The 24,224-nt window shown below is 54.1% G+C and carries 20 protein-coding genes; 8 read left to right on the top strand and 12 right to left on the bottom strand.

The features are described 5' to 3' along the window. Nucleotides 1-75: 75 nt before the first annotated feature. From mutL to ACUVOF_RS14770, 4 genes are read right to left on the bottom strand one after another with little or no spacing between them, the layout of a single operon-like run. Entirely contained in the window at nt 76-2,001 is a 1,926-nt protein-coding gene (gene mutL, locus ACUVOF_RS14785) for a DNA mismatch repair endonuclease MutL (protein ID WP_447045153.1), read from the bottom strand. A gap of 31 nt (nt 2,002-2,032) precedes the next feature. Beyond that, nucleotides 2,033-3,496, bottom strand: a complete 1,464-nt coding sequence (locus ACUVOF_RS14780; RefSeq protein ID WP_447045095.1) for an N-acetylmuramoyl-L-alanine amidase — start codon at nt 3,494-3,496, stop codon at nt 2,033-2,035. Beyond that, nucleotides 3,487-4,002 (bottom strand): tRNA (adenosine(37)-N6)-threonylcarbamoyltransferase complex ATPase subunit type 1 TsaE, encoded by a 516-nt coding sequence (tsaE, locus tag ACUVOF_RS14775; RefSeq protein WP_447045094.1) that lies wholly within the window; start codon nt 4,000-4,002, stop codon nt 3,487-3,489. The genes ACUVOF_RS14780 and tsaE overlap by 10 nt, the downstream gene beginning before the upstream one ends. Nucleotides 4,003-4,013: 11 nt before the next feature. Then, a complete protein-coding gene (locus ACUVOF_RS14770) occupies nt 4,014-5,486 on the bottom strand; it encodes an NAD(P)H-hydrate dehydratase (protein ID WP_447045152.1) in 1,473 nt (490 codons plus the stop codon). A gap of 152 nt (nt 5,487-5,638) precedes the next feature. Here ACUVOF_RS14770 and queG point away from each other — a divergent pair, with 152 nt between their 5' ends. Next, nucleotides 5,639-6,766 (top strand): tRNA epoxyqueuosine(34) reductase QueG, encoded by a 1,128-nt coding sequence (gene queG / locus ACUVOF_RS14765; RefSeq protein ID WP_447045093.1) that lies wholly within the window; start codon nt 5,639-5,641, stop codon nt 6,764-6,766. 5 nt (nt 6,767-6,771) lie between these two features. Here queG and orn read toward each other — a convergent pair whose 3' ends face one another. Further along, entirely contained in the window at nt 6,772-7,365 is a 594-nt protein-coding gene (gene orn / locus ACUVOF_RS14760; protein WP_447045092.1) for an oligoribonuclease, read from the bottom strand. A 194-nt stretch (nt 7,366-7,559) separates the two neighbouring features. On the opposite strand from orn, the gene rsgA reads away from it, so the two are divergent. The 3 genes from rsgA to asd are packed head-to-tail and all read left to right on the top strand — an operon-like array spanning nt 7,560 to nt 10,284. Beyond that, the gene (gene rsgA / locus ACUVOF_RS14755) at nt 7,560-8,579 is read left to right on the top strand and encodes a small ribosomal subunit biogenesis GTPase RsgA (protein ID WP_447045091.1); all 1,020 of its coding nucleotides are present in this window, start codon (nt 7,560-7,562) and stop codon (nt 8,577-8,579) included. 18 nt (nt 8,580-8,597) lie between these two features. Then, on the top strand, nt 8,598-9,440 hold the full coding sequence (locus ACUVOF_RS14750) for a sulfurtransferase (RefSeq protein ID WP_447045090.1): 843 nt from the start codon (nt 8,598-8,600) through the stop codon (nt 9,438-9,440). Nucleotides 9,441-9,450: 10 nt separating this feature from the next. Beyond that, nucleotides 9,451-10,284: an archaetidylserine decarboxylase gene (gene asd, locus ACUVOF_RS14745; protein ID WP_447045089.1), complete on the top strand. Its 834-nt coding sequence runs from the start codon at nt 9,451-9,453 to the stop codon at nt 10,282-10,284. A 72-nt stretch (nt 10,285-10,356) separates the two neighbouring features. Here the strand turns inward: asd and epmA are convergent, their stop codons facing one another. Further along, nucleotides 10,357-11,337, bottom strand: a complete 981-nt coding sequence (gene epmA / locus ACUVOF_RS14740; RefSeq protein ID WP_447045088.1) for an EF-P lysine aminoacylase EpmA — start codon at nt 11,335-11,337, stop codon at nt 10,357-10,359. A gap of 73 nt (nt 11,338-11,410) precedes the next feature. Beyond that, the gene (gene efp / locus ACUVOF_RS14735; RefSeq protein ID WP_113268226.1) at nt 11,411-11,977 is read right to left on the bottom strand and encodes an elongation factor P; all 567 of its coding nucleotides are present in this window, start codon (nt 11,975-11,977) and stop codon (nt 11,411-11,413) included. 121 nt (nt 11,978-12,098) lie between these two features. Between efp and epmB the strand changes: the two genes are divergently transcribed. Then, nucleotides 12,099-13,121 (top strand): EF-P beta-lysylation protein EpmB, encoded by a 1,023-nt coding sequence (epmB, locus tag ACUVOF_RS14730; RefSeq protein WP_447045087.1) that lies wholly within the window; start codon nt 12,099-12,101, stop codon nt 13,119-13,121. Between the two features lie 6 nt (nt 13,122-13,127). Here the strand turns inward: epmB and ACUVOF_RS14725 are convergent, their stop codons facing one another. Beyond that, a complete protein-coding gene (locus tag ACUVOF_RS14725) occupies nt 13,128-13,985 on the bottom strand; it encodes an alpha/beta hydrolase (protein ID WP_447045086.1) in 858 nt (285 codons plus the stop codon). A 106-nt stretch (nt 13,986-14,091) separates the two neighbouring features. After that, complete coding sequence (locus ACUVOF_RS14720) at nt 14,092-16,251, bottom strand: TonB-dependent siderophore receptor (RefSeq protein WP_447045085.1); 2,160 nt, start codon at nt 16,249-16,251, stop codon at nt 14,092-14,094. Nucleotides 16,252-16,452: 201 nt separating this feature from the next. On the opposite strand from ACUVOF_RS14720, the gene ACUVOF_RS14715 reads away from it, so the two are divergent. The 3 genes from ACUVOF_RS14715 to ACUVOF_RS14705 all read left to right on the top strand — a co-directional run bounded on the left by ACUVOF_RS14715 (nt 16,453) and on the right by ACUVOF_RS14705 (nt 20,218). After that, entirely contained in the window at nt 16,453-17,469 is a 1,017-nt protein-coding gene (locus ACUVOF_RS14715) for a helix-turn-helix domain-containing protein (protein ID WP_447045084.1), read from the top strand. A gap of 249 nt (nt 17,470-17,718) precedes the next feature. Continuing rightward, the gene (locus tag ACUVOF_RS14710) at nt 17,719-18,084 is read left to right on the top strand and encodes a hypothetical protein (protein WP_447045083.1); all 366 of its coding nucleotides are present in this window, start codon (nt 17,719-17,721) and stop codon (nt 18,082-18,084) included. Nucleotides 18,085-18,094: 10 nt separating this feature from the next. Continuing rightward, a complete protein-coding gene (locus ACUVOF_RS14705; protein WP_447045082.1) occupies nt 18,095-20,218 on the top strand; it encodes a pyrroloquinoline quinone-dependent dehydrogenase in 2,124 nt (707 codons plus the stop codon). A gap of 88 nt (nt 20,219-20,306) precedes the next feature. Here ACUVOF_RS14705 and ACUVOF_RS14700 read toward each other — a convergent pair whose 3' ends face one another. From ACUVOF_RS14700 to ACUVOF_RS14690, 3 genes are read right to left on the bottom strand one after another with little or no spacing between them, the layout of a single operon-like run. Further along, nucleotides 20,307-21,422 carry a hypothetical protein gene (locus ACUVOF_RS14700; RefSeq protein ID WP_447045081.1) on the bottom strand — a complete coding sequence of 372 codons (1,116 nt, stop codon included), beginning with the start codon at nt 21,420-21,422 and terminating at the stop codon, nt 20,307-20,309. A gap of 34 nt (nt 21,423-21,456) precedes the next feature. Further along, the gene (leuA, locus tag ACUVOF_RS14695; protein WP_447045080.1) at nt 21,457-23,163 is read right to left on the bottom strand and encodes a 2-isopropylmalate synthase; all 1,707 of its coding nucleotides are present in this window, start codon (nt 23,161-23,163) and stop codon (nt 21,457-21,459) included. 16 nt (nt 23,164-23,179) lie between these two features. Then, on the bottom strand, nt 23,180-24,067 hold the full coding sequence (locus ACUVOF_RS14690; protein ID WP_447045079.1) for an ion transporter: 888 nt from the start codon (nt 24,065-24,067) through the stop codon (nt 23,180-23,182). Nucleotides 24,068-24,224 lie beyond the last annotated feature (157 nt).

Raw genomic sequence — 24,224 nt, 5'->3', positions numbered from 1 at the left:
GCGCGGTTCCGTTAGCTAAGAAAAAGGTAATTACTGGTCGCGCAGTTGTTGTTCACGTAACGACTGTCCAAGCAGCTACTGTCCTCGCAAGAACAACCGGTCCAACGCTTTTAATCCCATTTGTGTCCAAGTGGGACGGCCGTGATTACATTGATCACTGCGCTCGGTGCGTTCCATGTCGCGCAATAGCGCGTTCATCTCGTCGATAGTAAGCCGACGGTTGGCACGCACACTGCCATGACAGGCCATAGTAGAGAGTAGTTCATGTACCCTAGCCTCGACTTGATGTGTACGCCCATAGCGCGCCAGCTCTTCTAGCATCTGACGCACCAGCGCCTCAGGATCAGCCTGAGCAAGCAAAGCGGGCAGTTGGCGTACCAGCAGCGTCTCTGGCCCAGCTATATCCAACTCAATACCTAGCTTGGCGATCGCCTCTTGCTCGCTCTCTGCTGTTGCCACTTCTGTCCGGCTGGCGGCAATAGAGACAGGCACCAGTAGCGGCTGAGCGTCTAGTCCTTTGGCAGCGGCTAGCTGTGTTTTCATTCGCTCATAGACGATCCGTTCATGAGCGGCGTGCATATCCACCAACACGAGCCCCTGGGCATTTTGGGCCAGAATATAAATACCGTGCAGTTGCCCAAGCGCAAAGCCAAGGGGCGGTGGCGCGGTGGGGTCGGCATCCGGCATTGTCGTCAGCGGTGCTTCACGCACTTCATAACTTTCTGCCCGTGGCGCGCTAGTCTGCGGCGTCAACAGCGTCTCTTCGTGATCGGGATGAAGCGCCTGATAGCCCTGCATAAAACGGCGTACACGCTCGCCGCCAGGATGGCGATCCGGCGAGTGCGTTAGCGCAATCCCTTGTTGTTGCCAACGCGGTTGCTCGGCACTCGTTTCTGAATGTTCACCTTCGCCCTCCACGGCCTGCGGTGATGCGCCTGTCATATCGGTTAAATCGGCATTGCTCTCCTCTGCACTCTCGGCGGGCTTAGCAGACGCCAGGCAGTGGTGCAGACTCGAATAGAGGAAATCGTGCACCATGCGGCCATCACGAAAGCGCACTTCGTGCTTGGTAGGGTGAACGTTAACGTCCACCACATCTGGATCAAGCTCCAGATAGAGCACAAACACCGGATGCCGGCCGTTAAACAACACATCGCGGTAAGCCTGACGCACCGCATGAGCGACCAGGCGATCACGCACGACGCGTCCATTAACAAAGAAATATTGCTGATCGGCTTGAGAACGCGAGTGAGTGGGCAGGCCGACCCAACCACTCAGCCGCAAACCACCTGCCTCGCGCTCTATATAGCGAGCGTGCTCAATAAAATTCTTGCCCAGCAGCGAGGCTATTCGACGCTCCCGAGCCGCTGCAGAGTGACCGGCAGGAAGTTGGTGAATCACTTTTTGGTTATGACGCAATACCCAGGCGATGTCGTAGCGGGATAGCGCCTGACGCCGAAAGGCTTCTTCTACATGGGCGAATTCGGTCTTTTCAGTGCGTAGAAACTTGCGCCGTGCTGGGGTGTTAAAAAACAGGTCGCGCACACTGACGCTGGTACCACGGGGGTGTGGTGCAGGCGTTACGCGGGCTTCCATCCCCCGCCCCTCTGCCACTACCCGCCAGCCATGGCGTGGGTCTTCTTCAGCGTTAGAAATAAGCTCCAGCCGCGAGACAGAACTGATCGAGGCCAGCGCCTCGCCCCGAAAACCTAACGAACTAACGCCTTCCAAGTCTTCCAGGCTGCCGATTTTACTGGTCGCATGGCGCGCCAAAGCCAGCGGCAGGTCCTCTTCGCCAATGCCGATACCATCATCGCGCACCTTAATAAGCCGTGCGCCGCCCTGCTCAATATCTACTTCGATGCGCTGACTTCCCGCATCGATCGCGTTTTCGATCAGCTCTTTGGTTACCGATGAGGGGCGCTCAACCACCTCGCCCGCCGCAATTTGGTTGGCCAGCCGTGGGTCGAGCACATGAATACGTGATGCGGTAACGGTCATATCAGTCAACACGACACCTCATGAAGAAATCTCAGGAACGGGGAATCTGCAACACTTGGCCAACGCGGATCACGTCACCATTGATATCATTGGCCTGCTTTAACTGATTAACGGGTACACCGTGGCGGACGGCAATTGCCGACAATGTATCGCCTGACTGAATACGATACTCATTCCCTGAGGGGCTACGCTGATTATCACGCTGCCAAGCAAGCAGACTGGCCGGCGGTGGGAAGCGCTCGAAATGCTCGCGCAAACCGCTGAAGATGGCCTGAGAAAGCCCTGATTGGTGGACTGGATCGCGTAGCCGACGCTCTTCGTCAGGGTTGGAGATAAAGCCAACCTCAATCAGCAGCGAAGGGATATCAGGCGACTTCAGCACCATAAACCCAGCCTGCTCGACCCGGGACTTATGCAGCCGGTTAATGCGGCCTAACTGCTCTAACACCTGACCGCCAATCGAGAGCGAGTCATTTAGCGTGGCAGTCATGGTCAAATCCAACAACACGCCGCGCAGCACTTGGTCTTTATCACGTAGGGACAGGTTACCATCAACCCCTCCGATCAAGTCAGAACGGTTTTCACTATCGGCTAACCACTGTGCGGTCTCAGAGGTGGCGCCCCGCTGAGAGAGCGCATACACCGAACTGCCTTGAGGTCGTGGACTGGTAAAGGCATCGGCGTGTATCGAGACAAAAAAGTCGGCTTTTTGCTCACGTGCCAGTGCGGTACGCTGACGCAACCCTATATAGTAGTCGCCATCCCGCACCAGCACGGCTTTAAACCCTTCGGTGCCGTTCACTTCAGCAGCTAGCCGACGGGCAATTTCCAGCACGACATCCTTTTCCCGTGTGCCTGAAGGGCCAATCGCCCCCGGGTCTTCTCCCCCGTGGCCGGCATCGACAGCAATAATGATATCTCTACGCGGGTGCGGTTTGGCTTCCTGCACGGCAGCAGGCACTTCGTTACTAGGCGGCGCTACGCTGCCCGGTAGCTGGGCTTGAGCTGATGCGCGCTGGACCTGAATTTCCTGTTCGCGAATCATCGCCTCAATAGGATCAATGGGATTCTCAACGGCACTTTCCCCGGGGTACTCAAGATCGACAACCAGACGGTGGCCGTATTGATCATTTGGCCTTAGGGTGAAATGTCGCGGCTCAATTGCTCGATTTAGTTCAAGCACCACCCGCAAGCCACCACCCTCCCGCGCGCCGGTGCGCACCGAGGTAATGGCACTATCATGTAATGGCAGTGTGCTCGGATCGGTATCCATTTGCGTGTCATCTAAATCAATAACCAACCGTGCTGGATTTTCCAGTGAAAACACGTTGGCATTAGTAGCAGCGGACAGATCAAATACCAGCCGCGCATGATCCGGTGCCGCCCACAAACGCATACTCTCTACACTGGACGCTTGAACACTAACCGCCGTCAGGGCAAAAAAACTGGCAACTAACAAGCGATAAACGCATACCGCTGTGCCCTTTATTTCCATTGAATCACACCATTCTCCAGCTGATCGGAACCTACCTTACTTACTTCACTGACCTTGCTCTGCAAGCGTGCCAGCATATGTCTGCCCTGGTCACTACCTGCCATCAAAGAGACCAAGCGACCTTGAGTAGCAACCGTTAAAAACAGACGAAGGTCAGGCGCTGGCAACCACCCTTCCCCACGGCTTGGCCACTCAATAATACTTAGAGCATCGTCGGCTAGCACGTCGCGTCCACCGATAAATTCGAGTTCTTCTGGATCCGCTAGGCGGTACAAATCTAGATGATAGAGTCGCTGACAGCCCAGCTCGTAAGGCTCTATGAGTGTATAAGTGGGGCTTTTTACCGCCCCTTGATGGCCGTAAGCCCGCAGGATACCGCGTGTTAAGGTAGTTTTACCGGCACCTAGCTCACCTTCAAGGTAAACCAACCCGCGACCTTGCAGCGCGTGCCCTAACACTTCGCCAAACGCGACTTGGGCCTCTTCATTATCTAATTGCACCTGCATGTAAGCCGCCTTCACGGATTAATCAATTTTCGCGCATAGGATGCCAGATCGCTAGCCAGCAGGCCACGCTCTCCTTCTTGTTCTGCCGCACGATCTGCGGCTAATGCATGCACCATGGTTGCCAGCCAAGTGCTGAACTCCACATCACCGCGCTGAGCAACCAAAGCCCCCAGCATACCGCTGAGCACATCCCCCATACCACCGCTAGCCATGCCAGGGTTGCCGTAAGGGCAAACGACCAACCCGCTAGGCCCAGCAATCAAGCTGCCTGCGCCTTTTAGAATCACCACGCCACCGCGTGCACGTTGCAGGGCCTGGGCAGCGGCAGGCCGATCAGCCTGAATATCCGCCACCGAGCAACCCAACAGCCGTGCAGCTTCGCCAGGGTGCGGGGTCAATATCCAGTTTTCACGCCGCGCATCAGGCCACTGACGCGCTAAAAGATTCAAGCCATCAGCATCCACTACCAACGGCGCCTCCGACTGCATTGCACTTTGTAGCACTGCCTGTCCCCAAGCAGCCTGACCAAGGCCCGGTCCTACGACTACAACGTCAGCGTTATTGGGTAACTCAGCTGCCTCGGCACCACCGCGAACAGCATGGGCCATCACTTCAGGACAGCGCACCAGACTAGCGGTGATATGCTCAGGCGCCGTTGCCAAGCTTACTTTCCCCGCCCCAAGCCGTGCGGCTGCTTGGCAGGCCAGAAGCGCTGCACCACCAAATCCGGGAGCACCGCCCATGACCAGCACATGCCCCATTTCACCTTTATGGCTAGTGCGCTGGCGTGGGGCAAAGGCATCTGCCAGAAGTGAATCGTCCAGCCGCCACGCCGTGGGTAAAATGTCGAAATATGCCTGCGCTTTGACGCCCAGCGGACGAAAATCAATCTCGCCGGTGTAAGCGGGCGCGTCCCCAGTATGCAGACCAACTTTATCGCCAATAAAAGTCACCGTGCAGGCGGCCTCAACGGCAATACTAAGCACGGCCCCGGTATCCGCCATCAACCCCGAGGGAATATCAATCGCTAATACCGGTCGATGCGCGGCATTAATCATTTCGATAGCTCGCCGAAAGCGTCCTTCTACCTCACCCTTCAAACCAGTACCTAACAGCGCATCGATAATTACCTCGCCAGTTAACTCAATCCCAGCGTGCCATTCTTCACAGTTAACTCCCGCCGATGTCGCTAAATCGGCTGCACGTGCCCCGTCTCCGCTTAGCTCGTCCAATGGTTTAAGCGTTACTCGCTGTACTTTGAGACCCGATTGCATAGCCAATGCAGCCAACACATGCCCATCGCCACCGTTATTACCACTCCCGCACATTACGGTTAAACTTCTTACTTGCGGCCAGCGTGAGCGAAAGCTATGCCAGGCACTTGAGGCGGCGCGCTGCATCAATGCAAAACCATCGATTCCACCGGCAATGGTGCGTCGGTCAAGCTCGCGCACCTGGGCGGCTTTGTATAGAGGGCGTAGCATGGAAGTGTTCGGGATCGTCACGATCTCTCCTTTCACATGTTCTGATGCACATGTTTTGGTGGCTGACAATGCGTTAGCATAGCGCGCTTAATGCCTTGCTGTTGACCGACTCTTTGGCTAACTATCCATTTGCCTGACTTGTTTGAAAAATCATGCCGGATTCCACTGCCTTTGTACGTTCCAACGATACATTGACGAATGAAAAGCTTGCTCATCTTGCCGACCTGGTAAAAACCTGGGGGCGAGAGCTGGGCTTTCAGCAGGTAGGTATCACCGATACTGGACTATCGACCCATGAAGCCCATCTCGACGCATGGCTGGAAAAGGGCTACCACGGTGAGATGGGCTTTATGGCCAAGCATGGCACCAAGCGCACCCGACCTGCTGAGCTAGAGCCCGGCACGCAACGCATTATCAGCGTGCGCATGGATTATCTGCCCGCCGAGGTGGAAAGCACCAAGGTGCTCGGCCAGCCCAGCCGCGCTTATGTGTCGCGCTATGCCCTGGGACGCGATTATCACAAGCTAATGCGCAAGCGGTTAGCTCTGCTGGCAAAAAAAATTGAACAGGAAGTCGGCCGTTTTGGTTATCGCGCTTTTGTTGACTCAGCGCCGGTAATGGAGCGCGCCCTGGCCCAAAAAGCCGGGCTCGGCTGGTTCGGTAAAAACGCCATGCTGCTTAACCCCAAAGCGGGCTCGCTGTTTTTTCTGGGCGAACTGTATACCGACCTTCCCTTGCCTATCGACGCGCCGTTTGAGCAAGAGCACTGTGGCAGTTGCAGTGCTTGTCGCACCGCCTGCCCCACCGGCGCCATCGTTGATGACAAAGTGGTCGACTCGCGCAAATGTATTTCGTATCTCACCATCGAACTGCATGGCGCGATTCCGGTTGAGTTCCGTCGCGCCATGGGTAACCGTATTTATGGCTGCGATGATTGCCAACTGGTCTGCCCTTTCACTCGCTTTACCCGCATCACCCAGGAAAATGATTTTGCACCGCGCCATGACCTGGATCGCACCACACTTATCAGCCTGTTTGCCTGGGGCGAGGCAGAGTTTCTCGATAAAACCGCAGGCAGCCCTATCCGGCGCATAGGCTATGAGCGCTGGCTACGCAACATCGCTATTGGCCTCGGGAACGCACCCTGGAGCCAGACCGTGGAAGCCGCACTATGGGCGCGAAGAGCCTACCCAAGCGCATTGGTGCGTGAACACGTCTCCTGGGCGCTTGAAGAACAACAGCTCAAGCGCGGTGATCGCATTGCCACTGATATGACTTAATCATTTTACTCTTCTTCGTCGCTGCGCTGATCGACGCGCAAAAACGTATCGCGGTAATGAGCCAACTCGGCAATCGATTCTTTAATATCCTCCATCGCCAAGTGCACATTTCGCTTACTAAAGCCCGTCAAAGCGCCTGGATTCCAGCGTTTGGCTACCTCTTTTAAGGTAGAAACATCGAGATTGCGGTAGTGAAAGAAATTGAGCAGCGCAGGCATCTCACGCTCTAAAAAACGCCGATCCTGGTGAATGCTGTTACCACACATAGGCGACGAGCCCGCCACCGCGTACTGCTGCAGAAACGCCAGAGTCTGCTGCTCGGCCTCGGCAGTTTCTACTTGGCTTGCCTTCACCCGCGCCACTAAGCCTGATTCGCCGTGCGTTTTCTGGTTCCAGTCGTCCATCTGTGCCAGCAGGCTGGCGGGTTGTTTCACCGCAATGACCGGCCCTTCCGCCACTACATTCAAATCTGCATCGGTAATGAGCGTGGCGACCTCAATGATGCGCTCTTTATTGGGATCCAGCCCCGTCATTTCCAGATCGATCCAGACCAGCAGATCATTGCGTGGCGTTGTTGCCCCCGTCATATCGTTGCTCATCACCATCATCCTTTCGCCTTAATGGCTATTAATGTCATGTAAGTGTGCCTTAAATGCCACCGCCAAGCAGCCCCTAAAGGCTGGCTTGAATACCCGATGGCATCTTTGATAAGTACAATGATAAGTACAAGGGTAAGTACAATGGCATCTTTGATAGGTACAATAGCGCCTATTGTACCGAGCATCAGGTGGCCATGAGCAAACGTAAATTAAGTCGCCAGCAGCAATGGCGAGTCGAGAAAGTCCAGGCAGAACGTGCCCAGCGCGCTGAAAAGCGCGATGTACAGGATGCCGAGAAACTCGCCGCCGGCGAATACGGTGCCGAACAGCCGGGCCGCGTCGTTGCTCACTTTGGACGCACCCTAGAGGTACGCAACAGCGAAAATGAACCGGTGCGCTGTCACTTACGCGCCAACTTGGACGGCCTAGTCACCGGCGACAGAGTGATATGGCGCGCAGGGCAAGAAGGCTCCGGCGTGGTGGTGGCCCGCGAAGAGCGCGATAGCGTGCTTAAACGCCCCGACGCTCGCGGCCTACTCAAACCGGTGGCTGCTAATATTGACCAGCTACTGATCGTGTTTGCAGTGGAACCCGCTCCCCACGCCAATCTCATTGATCGCTACTTGGTCGCCGCCGAAGCCACCGGCATTGCGCCGGTGCTGGTGCTCAACAAAACCGATCTACTCCCGGAAGATGGCGGTGAGCTGGGTAAACTACTGGAGCGCTACAGTGCCTTGGGCTATCCCGTGATACGCACCACCACTGCGACAACGTCAGGGCTGAATGAGTTGCGCGGCCAACTTGAAGGACGCACCTCAGTGTTTGTCGGGCAAAGCGGTGTTGGCAAATCATCACTGATTGATTTGCTGTTACCGGATGAAAACCTGCGCATTGGTGCGCTGTCGGAAGACTCTCGCAAAGGCACCCACACCACCACCACGGCACGCCTCTATACCATGAGTCGTGCTGAGGTTGCCGATGGCGACTTAATTGATTCGCCGGGTATTCGTGAGTTTGGCCTGGTTCATCTCAATGAGCAGGAAGTGACAGACGGCTTTATTGAGTTTCATGATTATATTGGTCATTGCCGTTTTCGCGACTGCCGTCACCGTAATGAACCAGGCTGCGCTTTACTCGCAGCGGTCGAGGCAGGCAAGATTCATCCAGCGCGCTTTGCCAGCTATCGACGCATTCTTGATAGCTTGGATGGCTAACGTACACAGGAGTTACCCATGAGCACCGAAAGCCAATCGTCCGAATCTAATCTTTTACCGCTAATAATTGAACCAGAACAGCTGCAGGAGCATTTAGATAATCCACAGCTACTCATTATTGATGTGCCTGCCAACGGTGACAGCTATCGCCAGGGGCATGTACCCGGCGCTATTTTTCTCGACTTTCGCTATTTGATGCGCGGCGAAGGGCCAGTACCTAGCGATGTTCCCAGCGTTGAGGCATTGTCACGGCTGTTTAGTGCTCTGGGCCTGACCCGAGACACCCATGTAGTGGCTTACGATGATGAAGGTGGCGGCTGGGCGGCACGCCTGCTGTGGACCTTAGACCTGATCGGTCATACGCGCTACTCCTACTTAAACGGCGGCATTCACGCGTGGCGGGATGCGGGTCTTGAAGAAAGCAGCGAACCTACAGCACCCTCGCCAAGCAACTATCATGCTGAGATTCTCAATCCCAAAGCCCTGATTACCTGCGACGAAATCAAAGAGAAACTCGACGATAGGCAGTTTGCGGTATGGGATGCGCGCTCCAAAGATGAGTACGATGGTGTACGCGGAAATAACAAGCATTTGGGCCATATTCCTGGTGCGGTCAATATGGATTGGCTCCACGCCATGGATCGCAACCGGGCGCTGCGCATTCGCGATTATGCCGAACTCATCACCGAATTGAGTGCCTTAGGCCTAACGCCGGATATGGAAATTGCTACACACTGTCAAAGCCATCACCGCAGCAGTTTTACCTGGCTGGTTGGCAAAGCACTTGGCTTTAATATACGTGGCTATGCGGGCTCCTGGGGCGAATGGGGCAACCGCGAAGACACACCGATTGAGAAATGAAGACATTACTGTGAATTTTTCCCAAAAAGCTTTTTCGCTACTTCAGTATCCTCTGCCGCAACATGCCATTTCACGCCTAACCGGCAAATTTGGCCGGTGCGAAAACCCGTGGGTGAAAAACACCCTGATTAAAGCGTTTATCAAACATTTTAACGTGGATATGAGCCAAGCACTGGAGCCCGATCCTACTGCCTATGCAACGTTCAATCACTTTTTCACTCGCGCTTTAAAAGTCGATGCACGCCCCCTGGGCGAGGGCATATTAAGCCCCGCCGATGGCACGCTCTCTCAATATGGACGCTTACAGGCCGGCCAACTGGTGCAGGCCAAAGGACACACCTACTCCGCACAAACATTACTTGGCGGCGATACAGCCCTTGCTGAAGAGTTTCTAGGTGGCAGTTTCGCCACCGTTTACCTCTCTCCGCGGGATTATCATCGCGTACATATGCCAGTGACCGGCACGCTCAGGGAAATGATCTATGTGCCGGGCCGGCTCTTCTCGGTAAACCAAGCAACGGCTAACTATGTGCCGGGTTTATTTGCCCGCAATGAGCGCTTGGTGTGTATCTTTGATACCGAATACGGGCCAATGGCTATGGTGTTAGTCGGCGCAATGATTGTAGCGGCCATTGAAACCGTCTGGTCAGGACAGGTAACGCCGCTTGCGGGCAACCCGCAGCGCATGCGGTTCGGCCAACCCATCACGCTAGAAAAAGGCGCTGAAATGGGCCGTTTTATGCTGGGCTCAACTGTGGTCACCTGTTTTACCAAACCGGTTAATTTCAACGAGATCCCCCCTGGAAAGATGGTTAGCATGGGGGAGTCGCTAGGCGCTATTTAGCAGTTCGAGCTAGCAGTTCGAGCTAGCAGTTCGAGCTAGCATTTCGAGTTAGCATTTCGAGCTAACAGTTCGCTAACAATTAGGCGTCGCAAACGCGAGCACGTCTTGCAGGCGTGCTTTACCCAACGCTAGTTGAATAAGGCGGTCCATCCCCAGCGCAACCCCAGCGCCCTCAGGCATGCCATGCTCAAGTGCCGCCAGCAGGCGTTCATCAATATCGACTTCCGTCAAGCCTAGGCGACGACGTTCTGCATTATCTTCTGCAAACCGAGTCCGCTGTTCAGATGCATCGGTTAATTCTTGGTAGCCGTTGGCCAGTTCAAGACCCTTCAGGTATATCTCGAAGCGAGAAGCGACCCACTCACCATCATCATCTTGGTGGCGTTGTGCCAGGGCCGCTTGGCTCGCCGGGTAATCGATCACGACGCTTAACTCATATTGTCCAAGCAAAGGCTCAATGACCATACCCATCAGCAGGTCAAGACAAGTATTGCGTCCTTCGTCGGCTAAGGCGTGAGCAGGCATTTGTGTCCGCTCGGCAGCTAACGCCCGTAATTTTTCCAATGAAGTGGTAAAAGGATCAATCTCTAGGTGAGTATGAAATAGCTCCCGATAGCGATGCTGCACGACAGGGCCAGGAAAACTGGGGAGCAGCGACATAATCAGGGTGGTGCTCTCTTCAATCAGTTTATTCAACGTAAATTGCGGCCGGTACCACTCCAGCATGGTGAACTCGATATTATGGCGGCCCCCTATTTCACCATCGCGAAAACTTCGAGCGAGCTGAAAAATGGGGCCGCTACCGGCAGCCAGCAACCGCTTCATATGGAATTCGGGAGATGTTTGCATCCATAGCCTGCGCTGGCCTTTATCGGTGCGCGCCAGCGTGTGGAGCGACACCAAGTGGATATCCGTACTGCCCCCCTGTCCCAGCACTGGCGTTTCCACTTCCAGCACGTCACGCTGGGCAAAAAAGGCCCGTACTTTTGCTATTAATCGCGCCCGTTCGCGCAGCGTTTCAATAGAAGCTGAAGGTTGCCAATCAATGGCCATCACTACTCCTTAGACAAAATAAAAGCCACGCACAATGCGTGGCTATTAAATTATACAATAGCTTATAAAGCTATTAAGCGCGTGAGACGTACTCACCGCTGCGCGTATCAATTTTCAGCACTTCGCCCTGGTTGATAAACAACGGGACACGAACCACTGCACCCGAGGATAGCGTAGCTGGCTTAGAGCCGCCTTGGGCGGTATCGCCTTTCAAACCAGGATCCGTTTCCACGACTTCCAGCTCAATGAAATTGGGCGGCGTGACGGAAATCGCCTTGTCGTTCCATAAAGTAATGGTATAAGGCACCTGCTCCTTTAGCCATTTCTCGGTATCACCCAAGGCTTTCTTTTCCACTGCGTATTGCTCGAAGGAGCCATCCGTCTTCATGAAATGCCACATATCACCATCGTTATAGAGGTATTCCATTTCCAAATCCATGACATCGGCGCCTTCCAACGAGTCACCGGATTTGAAGGTACGCTCACCCACACGGCCAGTCATCAGGTTACGCAGCTTAACGCGGTTAAATGCCTGACCCTTGCCAGGCTTGACCAGCTCGTTCTCAACGATCGAACAAGGATCGCCGTCGAGCATTACTTTCAAACCGCCTTTGAATTCGTTGGTAGAATAGTTCGCCATACTGCCTCTCAATAGTCTGTTTAAATCTATAGCCTGTATAAATCTACGATGACGAATCTGCGCTTCGCCATCGATAGCGTCATTGCTAAGTGCGCGCATGATAACCCGAAGGAGGGCTTTTTTGCAGGAGAACATTATTATCACTGGCAAGCACGTTTCTGCCCAGGTACCTACCTCATGGCAGCAGCAGCTTTCCCAGGCGATCCGCGACCCCGTCACCCTGTGCAAGCGTCTAGGTTTAAGCAGCCAATGGCTGCCTGGTGCCCAAGCTGGACATCGGCTATTTGATATTTGCGTGCCCGACGCTTATTTAGCGCGCATTGTACCAAATGACCCGCAGGATCCTCTGCTTCTGCAGGTGCTGCCCATCGGCGATGAAGCACAAACATCGCCTGGGTATGTAACGGATCCGTTGGAAGAGGCCGACCATCGTCCCGCTAAAGGGCTCATTCATAAGTACGCCAATCGCGTGCTGCTGATTGCAAGCCCCGCCTGCGCAATCAACTGCCGCTACTGTTTTCGTCGTCATTTTCCGTATAGCGATAACTCACCTTCCCGGTCGCAGTGGCAGGAAGCGCTCGACTACTTACGCAGCGACACTACTATTCACGAGGCGATTCTCTCCGGCGGCGACCCGCTGGCGGCTAGCGACCGGCAGCTTGCTTGGCTGATTGATCAGTTGGAAAGCATCCCCCACCTCAAACGGCTACGCATTCATACTCGGTTGCCCGTGGTGATTCCTGACCGGGTAGATGACGCTCTGCTCGGCTGGCTAAGCAAAACCCGCTTACAAAAAGTCGTTGTACTCCATATCAATCACGCCAACGAAATTGACCAGGCGGTGATAGACGCTTGCCAACGCCTAAAGCAAGCAGGCGCGACGCTACTCAACCAGAGTGTGCTGCTGCGCAATGTGAACGACAGCGTGACCGCCCTAACGACCCTCTCCGAGCGACTATTTGAAGCGGGTATTCTGCCCTACTACCTGCATGTACTGGATCCTGTGCAGGGCGCTGCCCACTTTGATGTGCCCGACGGTGAAGCTCGCGCGTTGGTAGCTCAGCTGCGCGATCATTTACCGGGGTTCTTAATGCCCCGCTTGGTGCGAGAAGTTCCTGGTAAAGGGAGCAAAACGCCGCTTTAAACCTGCTTACTCGGTGACCAAAAATTCAATCGCCTGACGGGTAGCGGGCCACATGACGCTACCGTGGGTTTCGCCAGGAAAGAGTGTATAACCAACCTCCAGGTTACGTTGCTGCGTGCTGAGCCACTCGGCAACGCTCTGGGCATTATCCACCATGGCTCTGGCCTGCATCCGCTGATCGCGGGGCGTCACAACATCGCTGCTGGCGGGTTGCTCACGCTCGCCCACCCCTATCAGTAGACGAGTACCACTGGGTATGGCGGCTAGCGATGAGGTTTGCTGTGCTAACGACGCTAGCGGCCTTTCACCATACCACCAAAGCGATGGACTGATGGCTATATAGCGATCAAAACTTGATGGCTGAGTGAGTAATGCGTGCAGTACGAACAAACCACCTAACGAGTGTCCGAAGATCGCTTCTTGCTCAATATTAATAGCAAAGCGCCGATTAATTTCGGGCTTTAGGTGGTCTTCTATAAAGCTAAGAAAGCGATCAGCGCCACCATGGGGACGCTGTTGATAGTCGTTTTCCACAACGCCGTCATTAGGCAGCAAAGGGGTAAAGTCTTCAACACGACGCTTCTTATTGAAGCGTTCGGTGTCCGGGTAACCAACTGCCACGATCATCAGCGCATCACTTGCGCCGTCCGGCCCTTGGCGGGTCAGCGTATCGCGGGCTGCCTGCACAAGGGCAAACCGGGCATTGCCATCCAATAGATACATGACCGAGTAGCCAGTTTCGGGCGGTGGCGAATCGGGAATAGATACCTGTATCAAATAGTCCTGACCGGTTGTCGGCGATACCAGCGTAAATTCCACGGTCCCAGGCAAGCTGACCTCCCCGGGTAGCGAACTATAAGCCATGGATGGCACCCAGCACACGAGGAGAAGCAGCCAGCGCTGCAGCTGTCGACACGCCGTTTGCAAACGCAAAACGCGCCACGGTTGCCCGTGGCGCTTTATCAAACCCTCAGAAGTCATAGCGTATCGATGCCACCACGTTGGCCGGCGCCCCTGGCATATTGAAGGTATTCACGCCGCCTACTCGGTTGTAGTAATCGCGATCCAACAGGTTATTGATGTTGAGCTGACCACTGAGCTGCGACGTAAAGTCATAGCCGATCATGGCATCGACCACCGCATAGCCTGGCGCCTCGACCCCGCTGCTGGACTCGAAATCGCTCATGCCAGTAACGCCGCCGCCTATGCGTAAGCCGCCCAAGGTATTGCCAGCGAAGTCGTACTGCGTCCATAGATTACCAACGTTATGGGGCATCAGGAGAAAGATACCGTCTTCGCGATCCGATGAGCTGCGCTCCACTTTAGTATCCAGATAAGTGTAGCCGGCAATAATATCCCACTGATCGGTGATGCTTCCGGTAATCTCGAATTCAGCGCCTTGAATGCGCATTTTACCGACTGCTTCGACGTAGCTGACACCTGTATCTGCCGGAGCGGTCGCGCGGTTTTTATCGTAGAGCCTGAAGGCACTAATACGCGCGTTCAAATCACCGCCCCTATAGCTACCCTTAACGCCCGCTTCATACTGATCCCCTTCCCGTGGATCAAGTAAATCACCGTTAGCGTCATAGGCAGTCTGGGGCTTGAATACCTGCGAGTAGCTAGCATAAAGCGAGTGGTGATCGTCCAGATCGAAGACCAAACCGGCGTATGGCGTCACTTTGGTGTCGCTACGGTTTTGTTGGGTCTCTGTCGCTAGATCACTGTAATCCACGTCGTAATGGCTAACCCGGCCACCAGCGATCAGCGCCAGTGGCTGAAGAGGACGCAGGGTCAGCTTGCCGTAAATACCCGTCTCTTCAAGGGTCGTATCATCATAGGAGTAGCCACGGCCGCTGCTACGCGCGGTATCCAAAATATCGACATAGGCGAGCGAGTTGAGCTCATCGAGTGTCACGCGCCCACCGGCAACGTTACGCGAGCGCCCCGCTTCCATTTCGGTGTCAAAGCGCTTGTAGTCACTGCCCACGACGAACTCGCTGACATTACCAAAGGCCGAAAACGGCTGACTATAGCTTGCATCCACCGCGAGGGATTGCTGATCGATTACACTGCCGGTGCCCGCCACGGCAAGCGAATCGTTGGCACTCAGCGCACTGCCACCAAACGCGTAGTTATAATCGGCATTACGGTTCGAGTAACGCGCGGCCACACGCCCAAATCCGCCGGTATCAAAGCGATGGGTTAGCTCCGCAATCCAGTCGTTGGAGTGGCTGTTGAAGTCGTTCCAGTCAGCGCCGTAGAAATCCGAGCGCGACCCATAAAGCAGTTCGCCCCGGCTGCCGACCGGGTGGCCGTTATTCACCGTGATATCCTTGGTATTGTGAATATAACCAAGCCCTAGCATGGTGGCATCATCCAGGTCTATATCCACGGCAGCATAGAGGTCGTTCTGGTCATTATCGTTATTATCCACAAACTGACCATGCTCTGTATGGTCAATCACCAGCCGTCCACGTACACGCCCGTTTGCATCTAGGGGCCCAGACAGATCCACTTGGCCTGCGCGTTGGTGATCGCTGCCCAGGCTGCCAGTCACATGGCCTTGAAAAGCACGAGTGGGACGTTTACGCACCAGGTTTACGATGCCACCCATCTCGCTGGTGCTATCAAACAGGCCCGACGGTCCACGCATGATCTCAACACGGTCGAAGGCAGATAACGTCGGCACCGAGCCAGTAATACTGGTCATGGGCGCGGGAAGACCGTCGATACTGACCTGGTCATATTCATAGCCGCGTGCGTATATGGAAGACCGGCCATTATCATTGGAAAGCACACGCATGCCCGGCGTTCGGCGGCCCAGTTGATCAAGTGTGGTAAAGTTTTGATCTTCAATGGCTTCACGCGTCACCACGCTCACTGATTGAGGAATATCACGCAGCGATGCAGGCGTTTTAGTGCCCACGGTGGCGGCATCGACGCTGTACCCGCCCGTTACTTCAGAAGGCAACATTTCATAAAGGCGATTGCCTTGGACCGTAACGGTGTCCAGTCGCGTTGCTTCTTCGACGGCCTGAGCCAATACGTTAGGAGCGAAACTGAGTATGACGGCCGTGCTGCCAATGACTACGGCTGAACGGTAATGACGCTTCTCTCTTGATGCCATGCTGCTTCCCCTTAATGTCCCTGTAACCACCCTGGTTTGCGAATGAGAATCCATTGCAATAAAATCAGTGGCAGCGCATTATGGCATCCGGTTTCACGACATGCCTTTGCAAACACCGCAATTTGCTTTGCAAACACGGCAAAACGCGATAACAGCCAGCATGCCAAGATGTTTAATAAACCTTGTTAATAGAGGGGTTAGATGGGAGGACCTTCACACCAGCCTGAAATCAGCGCTACCGACTTACAGCAACTTTCGGCTTCACTCGTCAAGCGACAACGCTTGGACGCGCCCTCTTGGGACCATCGCTCAGCGCTGCTGACAGGACGCATGTGGGTAAGTGAACTTGAGCCGGGAATGCAGTTACGATTGGCGGATATTCAGGATCGATTTGGCCTAACAAGTCAGGCAGTGCTTCCTGCAGGAATTAAGATCGCCCTCGTAATCGCAGGCAATGCTCGCGTGCGCTATGGTGATTTTGAGGCCTCCTTAGGACCACAGGCCACCCACACTGGTTTATGGGTTACGCTACCCTCGGCAACTAATTTTGAGCGCCGCGGGCAAGCAGGCGATCATGAACGCACGCTAACGCTCAGCCTGTCACCGGCGTGGGCTGCTCGTCATGGCTATCAAGCAGTCATGACAGCCTCGCCTGATGCCCCTAAGGCAGCCTACTGGTCGCCCTCAGCGGGTTTATTAGCATTGGCCTCACGGCTGTTCACATTGCAACCTACCGATATTGGCCACCCTGCTTACCGGCTGCAACTGGTGGGATTCGCCATGGCGTTGGCCGGTGAAGCGCTGGCTGGCGCGTGTCCTTCTCCCGCCATGCTCACTTCTTCCCCTAGCCCCGACCGCCGTTTGGCTCGATTAATGAGTATGGTAGATAGCGGCCAGGCAAGAGGATTGACACAGGCAGAGCTGGCTCACCAATTAGGCATGAGTTTGAGCAACCTTCAGCGTCGCTTTCACCACCAGCATGGCGAGGCCTTAGGCAGTTTTTTACGCCGCCATCATCTTTCGCTGGCCCGAGACGCCATGGTACGCGAGGCGATGAGTATCGAAACGGCGGCGGCACTGGCTGGCTATACCAGCGCCACCAACTTTGCTACCGCTTTCAAACGCGAGTTTGGCACCCGGCCCAGCGATCACCAAAAAGCATCTACCTTTACTCGTTGCCAACAAACAATGATCAATAAAGCACTGGATGCCTCGTAATAAACATCGTTATAAAAGCCCGTTATAAAAGCCCGTTCTAAAAGTCTTTTATAAAAGACCGTATACAAGGTGAGCAGCTCTTAGAAAAGATTAAATCCGCATGACGAAATCAATAAATATCAAAAACTTAAATAAAATCGCACTGAAGTCGAAAAAGTATCAATTTCTGCTAACGTTATAGAGTTAACTATTCTGATGTTGCATCTGCCTCAATGTCAGACATTTCATTCATCTGGAGGCCGTCACGTTATGTTTGCATCTCTTTCGTCACGATTTGGGGCTATGTTGCTTTTAATAGCGTCACTGGTGGGATTAGCCATCGCTCTCTATGCGTATTTAACCCCTCTTACCGGCGTTACTGGGACGCTCGGCGCGCTGGTAGCCGTGTTGGCCTGTATCGCGCTTGCTATTCTGGCGCTCCTTCTTGCCGTAGTAACGGGACGCGGTGCGTCCATTGCACTGCGTGTGCTCATTCTAGTAGGGCTTGCGGGCACTTTTTTCGCTGCCATGTTGCTACACCAGTGGTGGCTCTGCGCTGCCATGGTGGTCGGTCTGATCGGCCTGATTATCGATATGGCTCGTCCGTCTCACCGAGCCCGTGTTACCCATTCCTGAGGAGCCGTCCATGCCAATATTGACCACCCCTAAACAGCGCTTGGGCACGGCCACCGCCCTGGCAATCTGCCTTACCCCGTTGCCCTTACTGGCTCAAGAGCAATCAGCGGAGCAGCCGCAATCTACTGTTCAAGAGCAACCGGCGGAACAAGCGCAGGCTGAGACTCAAGAACAGCCTGCGGAACAGGAGAATCCGGCTGCTTCGCAGGATCAAGAGCAGCAAGAGCAGCAAGAGCAGCAAGAGCAGCAAGAAGAGGTTAGCGCTGCTCCGCCCATTCCGTTAGTGCCTGGTGAGCCCACCTGGGATAGCTTTCATGGTCAGCTCAATGCTCAAAAATACAGTCCGCTCGACCAGATCAATGCCGACAATGTAGGCGAGCTAGAGAAAGTCTGGGAAATTCATACCGGTGATGTCTCTGACGGCTCGGGCGAGCTACCGGCCACTGTTTGGTCGGCCACACCGGTATTCGCTAATGACACGCTCTATGTCGGCACCCCTTTTTATCGGCTTCTTGCGCTCAATCCAGCCACGGGCGAAGAGAAGTGGAGCTATGACACCCAATCCTCTCTCGAAGCGCTGACCCAGCCTGTGTTAAAAAATCGCGGCGTTGCCTATTGGCAAGCCGATGACCCGGTGGAGGGCGAACCCTGTCAGAAAATTGTCTATATGGGCACCATGGACGCCCAGCTTTTTGCACTTGATGCCGATAGCGGCGAACTGTGCGAAGGGTTTGCCGACAACGGCGTTCTTAACGTCAACCAGTGGAACGATACCAACGACAAGTGGCCGTTGTCGCTGTTGCAGCCCCCCACCGTGGTCGGTGATCGTTTGATTCTTGGCTGGGCAGGAATGGATTGGGCCTATGAACAGGCGCCACCCGGCACCGTTTTCTCTATCAATGCCCGTACCGGCGAACGTGAATGGGAGTTCCAGGCGCTTAGCGATGAGGTTCGCGAGCAAAGCGGTACCGCCAATGTCTGGACACATATGTCCGCCGACGAGGAACTCGGCTTGGTCTATCTACCGGTTTCCTCTCCCTCACCCAATTTCTGGGGCGGCAATCGTACTGAAGAGGTGCCGTTAGCTACCTCAACCACGGCCTTGGATATCGAGACGGGCGAAGTGGTGTGGTCACGTCAATGGGTTCATCACGACATCTGGGATTACGATATTAACGCCGCGCCAACGCTAATGGACATTACCGTGGACGGCGAGGAGATACCGGCATTAATCCAGGCGACCAAAATGGGCTTTTTGTTTGTCGTGAATCGCGAGACGGGTGAAGACGTATGGCCGATTGAGGAACGTCCAGTACCTGATGGCGATGGAAACGTTGAAGGTGAAGTCTACGCCCCTACCCAGCCTTTCCCAACCAAACCGGCACCATTGCTTGACCAGTCAGAAAAGCCTGAAGTTTGGGCATTAGCCGATGCTGTCAGTTTCGGTGAATGTTCGGCTCTTTGGGAAGATCTCGACTATAGAGGAATGTATACCCCGCCCACTACGGAAGGCGCAGGCACCCTTGGCTACCCTATCACTGCCGGCGGCGTGCAGTGGGGTGGCGTGGCTTTTGATCCAGAAAGCCAAACCGCCATCGTCAATACCTCACATATTGTGCAAACACTGAAACTCTATGGTCGCGAGGCTTATGATTCCGCTAATAGAGCGTCGGGTAACGAGAGTGGCTTTGCCTCCCAGGAAGGCGCTCCGTACGGCATTCTTCTTGAAGTTGCCCTGAACAGGTTCGGCATGCCCTGCTGGGAGCCTCCTTTTGGAGAGCTTGTAGCGCTTGATATGACCACTGGCGATGTAAAATGGCGGCGTCCGGTGGGGGCGTCACAACAGTACGGGTTCTTTATGCCCGACAGCTGGGGTTCGCCCACGATTGGTGGTCCGGCGGTAACGGCGGGTAATATCGTATTTATCGGCGCCTCTATGGATGCCAAGGTACGTGCTTACTCACTTGAAACCGGTGAGGAACTCTGGTCGGATCAAGTCGAAGCACCGTCTGTCTCTAACCCGGCGGTTTATGAGTACGAGGGTCGCCAATACGTCGCCTTTGTTGCTGGCGGTAATACCATCCTGAAAGAAGAGGTCGGTGACCATATCGCAGTTTACGCCCTACCTGAATAACGTCAGGTGAGGCAATTGAAAACAAGCAGGGCGGCCTTAGGGCCGCCCTGCTTGTTTGGACTAACCTGAATATCAACCAGGTGCTTAACTAAACTCCCTGGCCTGCCTCCTTGGCACGTTTCACAAGCATGTCGTTAGTGCGCTTAACGCCAAACCGAATTAACGGTGCTAACAGCCATAGCAAGGGTACTAAAAACCAGCGGTAGATAAATCGCACCAGAATCAATGCTGGCAATAGCACAATCAACCACACAAGGAATTGACTGAGCCACACTGGCCACCCAAGCCAGCTTGAAAGATTAGCGCCAAGCGCGCTTACCAAGCTGGGATGACGAATGACCACATAGGCAGTGCCTGCCACCGCAGCGACTTTGGCCATTCGGGACAACGCCGCAAAACGGCCTCCCGTTATCAGTACGCCTTGGCGTAAACCCGCGCGAGCGCCCTGGGCTTCAATGCTGCTTAACCTTGCGGTGCGAGCAGCCCTACCCGCACGCAGCACTTTGACGGTGCTGGCCATCACGAGTATATCCACACCAGCCCAACCTATATCCCCCGCGCCAATGTCTTCGCCCTGACGCCACTGGCTTTCCAAATTGCGTAGCCCGCTGGTAAAAAAATCACCGACACCCGCTACCACGCGCTCGCCTTGTAACCACGTCACCTCATCTTGCTCATTTACCACAAACTGGTTAAGCAGCGCGTGACCATTGGCGTCAAGTAGGGCAATGCCCATCTGACCGCGGCGGTGCGGGGTGAACTTACCGTCAGCGTCTCCCTCCACATCGCTCCACAAGCGGCTAAGCTGCTGATAGTGCTCGCCAATCCAGTGCTGCGCTCGCAGCGTGGCTACATCGTGGGTACGAAAATAGCTGATGGGTAGCACGGTATCTGCACCAAAACGCGTTAACACATCCTGAAACTGAGGTGATAAGCCATACTCAACCAACACCTCACGGGCCACATCGCCATAACGCAAAATAGCCAGTGATGCACTCATCCATAGCGCCTCATTTTCAGCGTAGTTGAGAAAGAGCGCGTTGAGCTCAGGCGACTCTTGTTTGAGTGATGACTCCAATACAGGAAGCGCCCGCTGCGCTTCAAGGCGAACCAACTTAGTTTCAAACGGCTCGTGGGAGGCCACGACTGACGCTAGCCCTGCGATGACTACCGCGCTCACCACTATAATCAGCCAGGGCCGCATCGCTATACACCTCGATAAATCGTAATTCGTCCGTTTAACCCAGCGTTTCCGCTGTTACGTTCGCTGCGACAGGCTGGGTGGAATGATGACGATTAATAGCGCTGAGCACCCCCTTCATCGAGGCGCTCGTGATACTTTCGTCGGTGCCCACTCCAAATACCGCTTTACCGTCGATGCGCACTTCTACATAGGCGATTGCTTCGGCATCAGCACCCTGCCCACGGGAATGCTCGTGGTAATCGATAATTTCTACATCGTGCCCGGCGGCAGCGAGTGATTTGATAAAAGCCGCTAGCGGGCCATTGCCCTCGCCTTTTAGCGTTTGTCGGCTGCCATCGGTTTCGACTATCGCCTCTAATGTCACCTTGGGACTATCAGGCTCAGAAGAAAGACGATGACTCACCAAGCCAAAGGGCATGCGCTTCTCCAGATACTCATCCGAGAATGCCTGATAAATCATCTGCGAGGTGATCTCTTTACCGGTGCGTTCAGCTACTTCCTGTACGACCTGACTGAATTCAATCGAAAGCCGACGCGGCAGTTCGATGCCGTGCTCCTGTTCAAGCAGGTACGAAACACCGCCTTTACCCGATTGGCTATTAACGCGGATCACCGCTTCATAGCTACGGCCTACATCCAGCGGATCGATTGGCAAATAGGGCACATCCCAAACGGCATCAGGATTAGCGCGACGATCTGCGATGCCTTTTTTGATAGCGTCCTGATGAGAGCCGGAGAAAGCGGTAAACACCAAGTCGCCCACATAGGGGTGGCGCGGATGTACGGGCAGCTGATTGCAGTACTCCACTTCACGCATGATCGGCGTAATATTAGAGAAATCGAGCTGCGGATAAATGCCCTGGGTGTACATGTTCATCGCCAGGGTGACGATATCGACATTACCGGTGCGCTCGCCATTGCCAAACAGGGTGCCCTCGACGCGGTCAGCACCAGCCATTAGGGTCAGCTCTGCTGCCGCCACACCTGTGCCGCGATCGTTATGGGGATGCACGCTGACAATCAAGTGGTTGCGATTTTTAATATGCCGACAGAACCACTCGATTTGGTCGGCATAATTATTCGGCGTGGCGACTTCTACCGTGGCTGGCAAGTTAACGATCATGCGCTTATCGGCACTCGTCCCGTAGGCATCCATTACCGCTTCGACGATTTCAACAGCAAAATCCATTTCGGTAGTAGTGAAAAGTTCCGGTGAGTATTGAAACGTCCAGTTGGTTTCCGGTGCGGCGTCCATGTGCGTGCGAATCTGCTGGGTAGCCTCCACAGCGATTTGTACACACTCCGCTTTGTCCACGTTAAATACTACACGGCGGAACATGGGGTCAGTGGCGTTATAGACGTGAACGATGGCATTCTTGGCGCCCTGAAGCGCCTCAAAGGTGCGTTCAATCAAGTGCGGGCGGGCCTGAGTCAGCACTTGAATAGTCACATCCTCAGGAATTTTATTCTGCTCAATCAGCGAGCGTACAAAATCGAAGTCAGTTTGTGAGGCGGAGGGGAACCCCACTTCTATTTGTTTAAAACCAATGCTGAGCAGCATATCGAATAAGCGCTGCTTGCGTTCCTGATCCATTGGATCGATCAGCGATTGATTGCCATCGCGAAGATCAACGCTGCACCAAATAGGCGCCTTTTCAATGCGCTGGTTAGGCCACTGTCGATCGGGCAAATCAACGGCCACAAAGGGACGGTACTTTTTGGCAGGATCGGTCAACATCATGGCGGCTCTCCTAAAATCAGTCAGTGGTGGGCTTATCGATATGTTTACCGCCGGCGTCGTTGTGTGCTGAGCCATGGGGCGAATGAGATTGGGCAAGTGCGCTTTCCATGCGATCAAGCTGAGCGCGCAAATCACGGACATCCTTGCGTAGTCCCTGCATCTGGGCGGCATCCCCCTCTTCGTTATCCAAATCGAGTAAGGCGCTCTCTTTTTGCATCACATCCAACACGATACCAATCATCATATTGAGAAAAATAAACGCGGTAAGAAATATAAACGTTAAGTAATAGACCCAGCTCCAAGCATAGACCTCTTGGGTGGCGTACATGACGTCAGTCCAATCTTCGAATGTGGCAATCCGGAACAGCGTCAGCATCGCGACGGAAATATTGCCCCACAAAAAATCATCGACGTTATGAAATAAGAAGCTACCAAGGGCGGCATAGATATAAAAGATAATAAACATCAGCAGCACTACGTAGCCCATACGAGGCACTGACTTCACCAACGCTCCCAGGAGCATCTGTAGTTCGGGGATCATCGATACTAAGCGTAGCACCCGAAATATACGCAGTAGCCGCGCCAGCAGCACCATTTCTGAATCGTCCATGGGAATCAGGCTGGCGGTTACAATTAAAAAATCAAAAACGTTCCAGCCTTTTTTAAAAAAATCGAGAAGGCTGCGTTCTGCGGCAATTCTGATTAAAATTTCGATCAGGAAAAATATCGTTACCGCAATATCCAGATAAAGCAGCCACTGCTCAATTTGGCTGGTTTCGTCGTAAGTCTTTGCCCCTATTACCAGGGCGGATACAACGATAATGGCGATTACCATCGCTTCAAAAAACTTATTGGATCTCAGCTTCTCAAAGCGGGATTGCCAAGTAGTAAAGGGTTCGCTCATGGAACAAAAAATCTCTCAACGATTGACCGCCACACTTTATACTAAAATTACACGTCTACTACACAAGTGATATCCTCTTGTTTCACTTGATGTATCCTGCGCTAACAGAATGCCCGTTTAGGGACCTGTTGGCGCCCTTTTGACTTTTTTTACTTTA

Source organism: Vreelandella sp. H-I2, assembly GCF_052959335.1.
The sequence above is the reverse complement of the archived record's forward strand: the minus strand, read 5'-3'. Positions and strand labels throughout refer to the sequence as shown.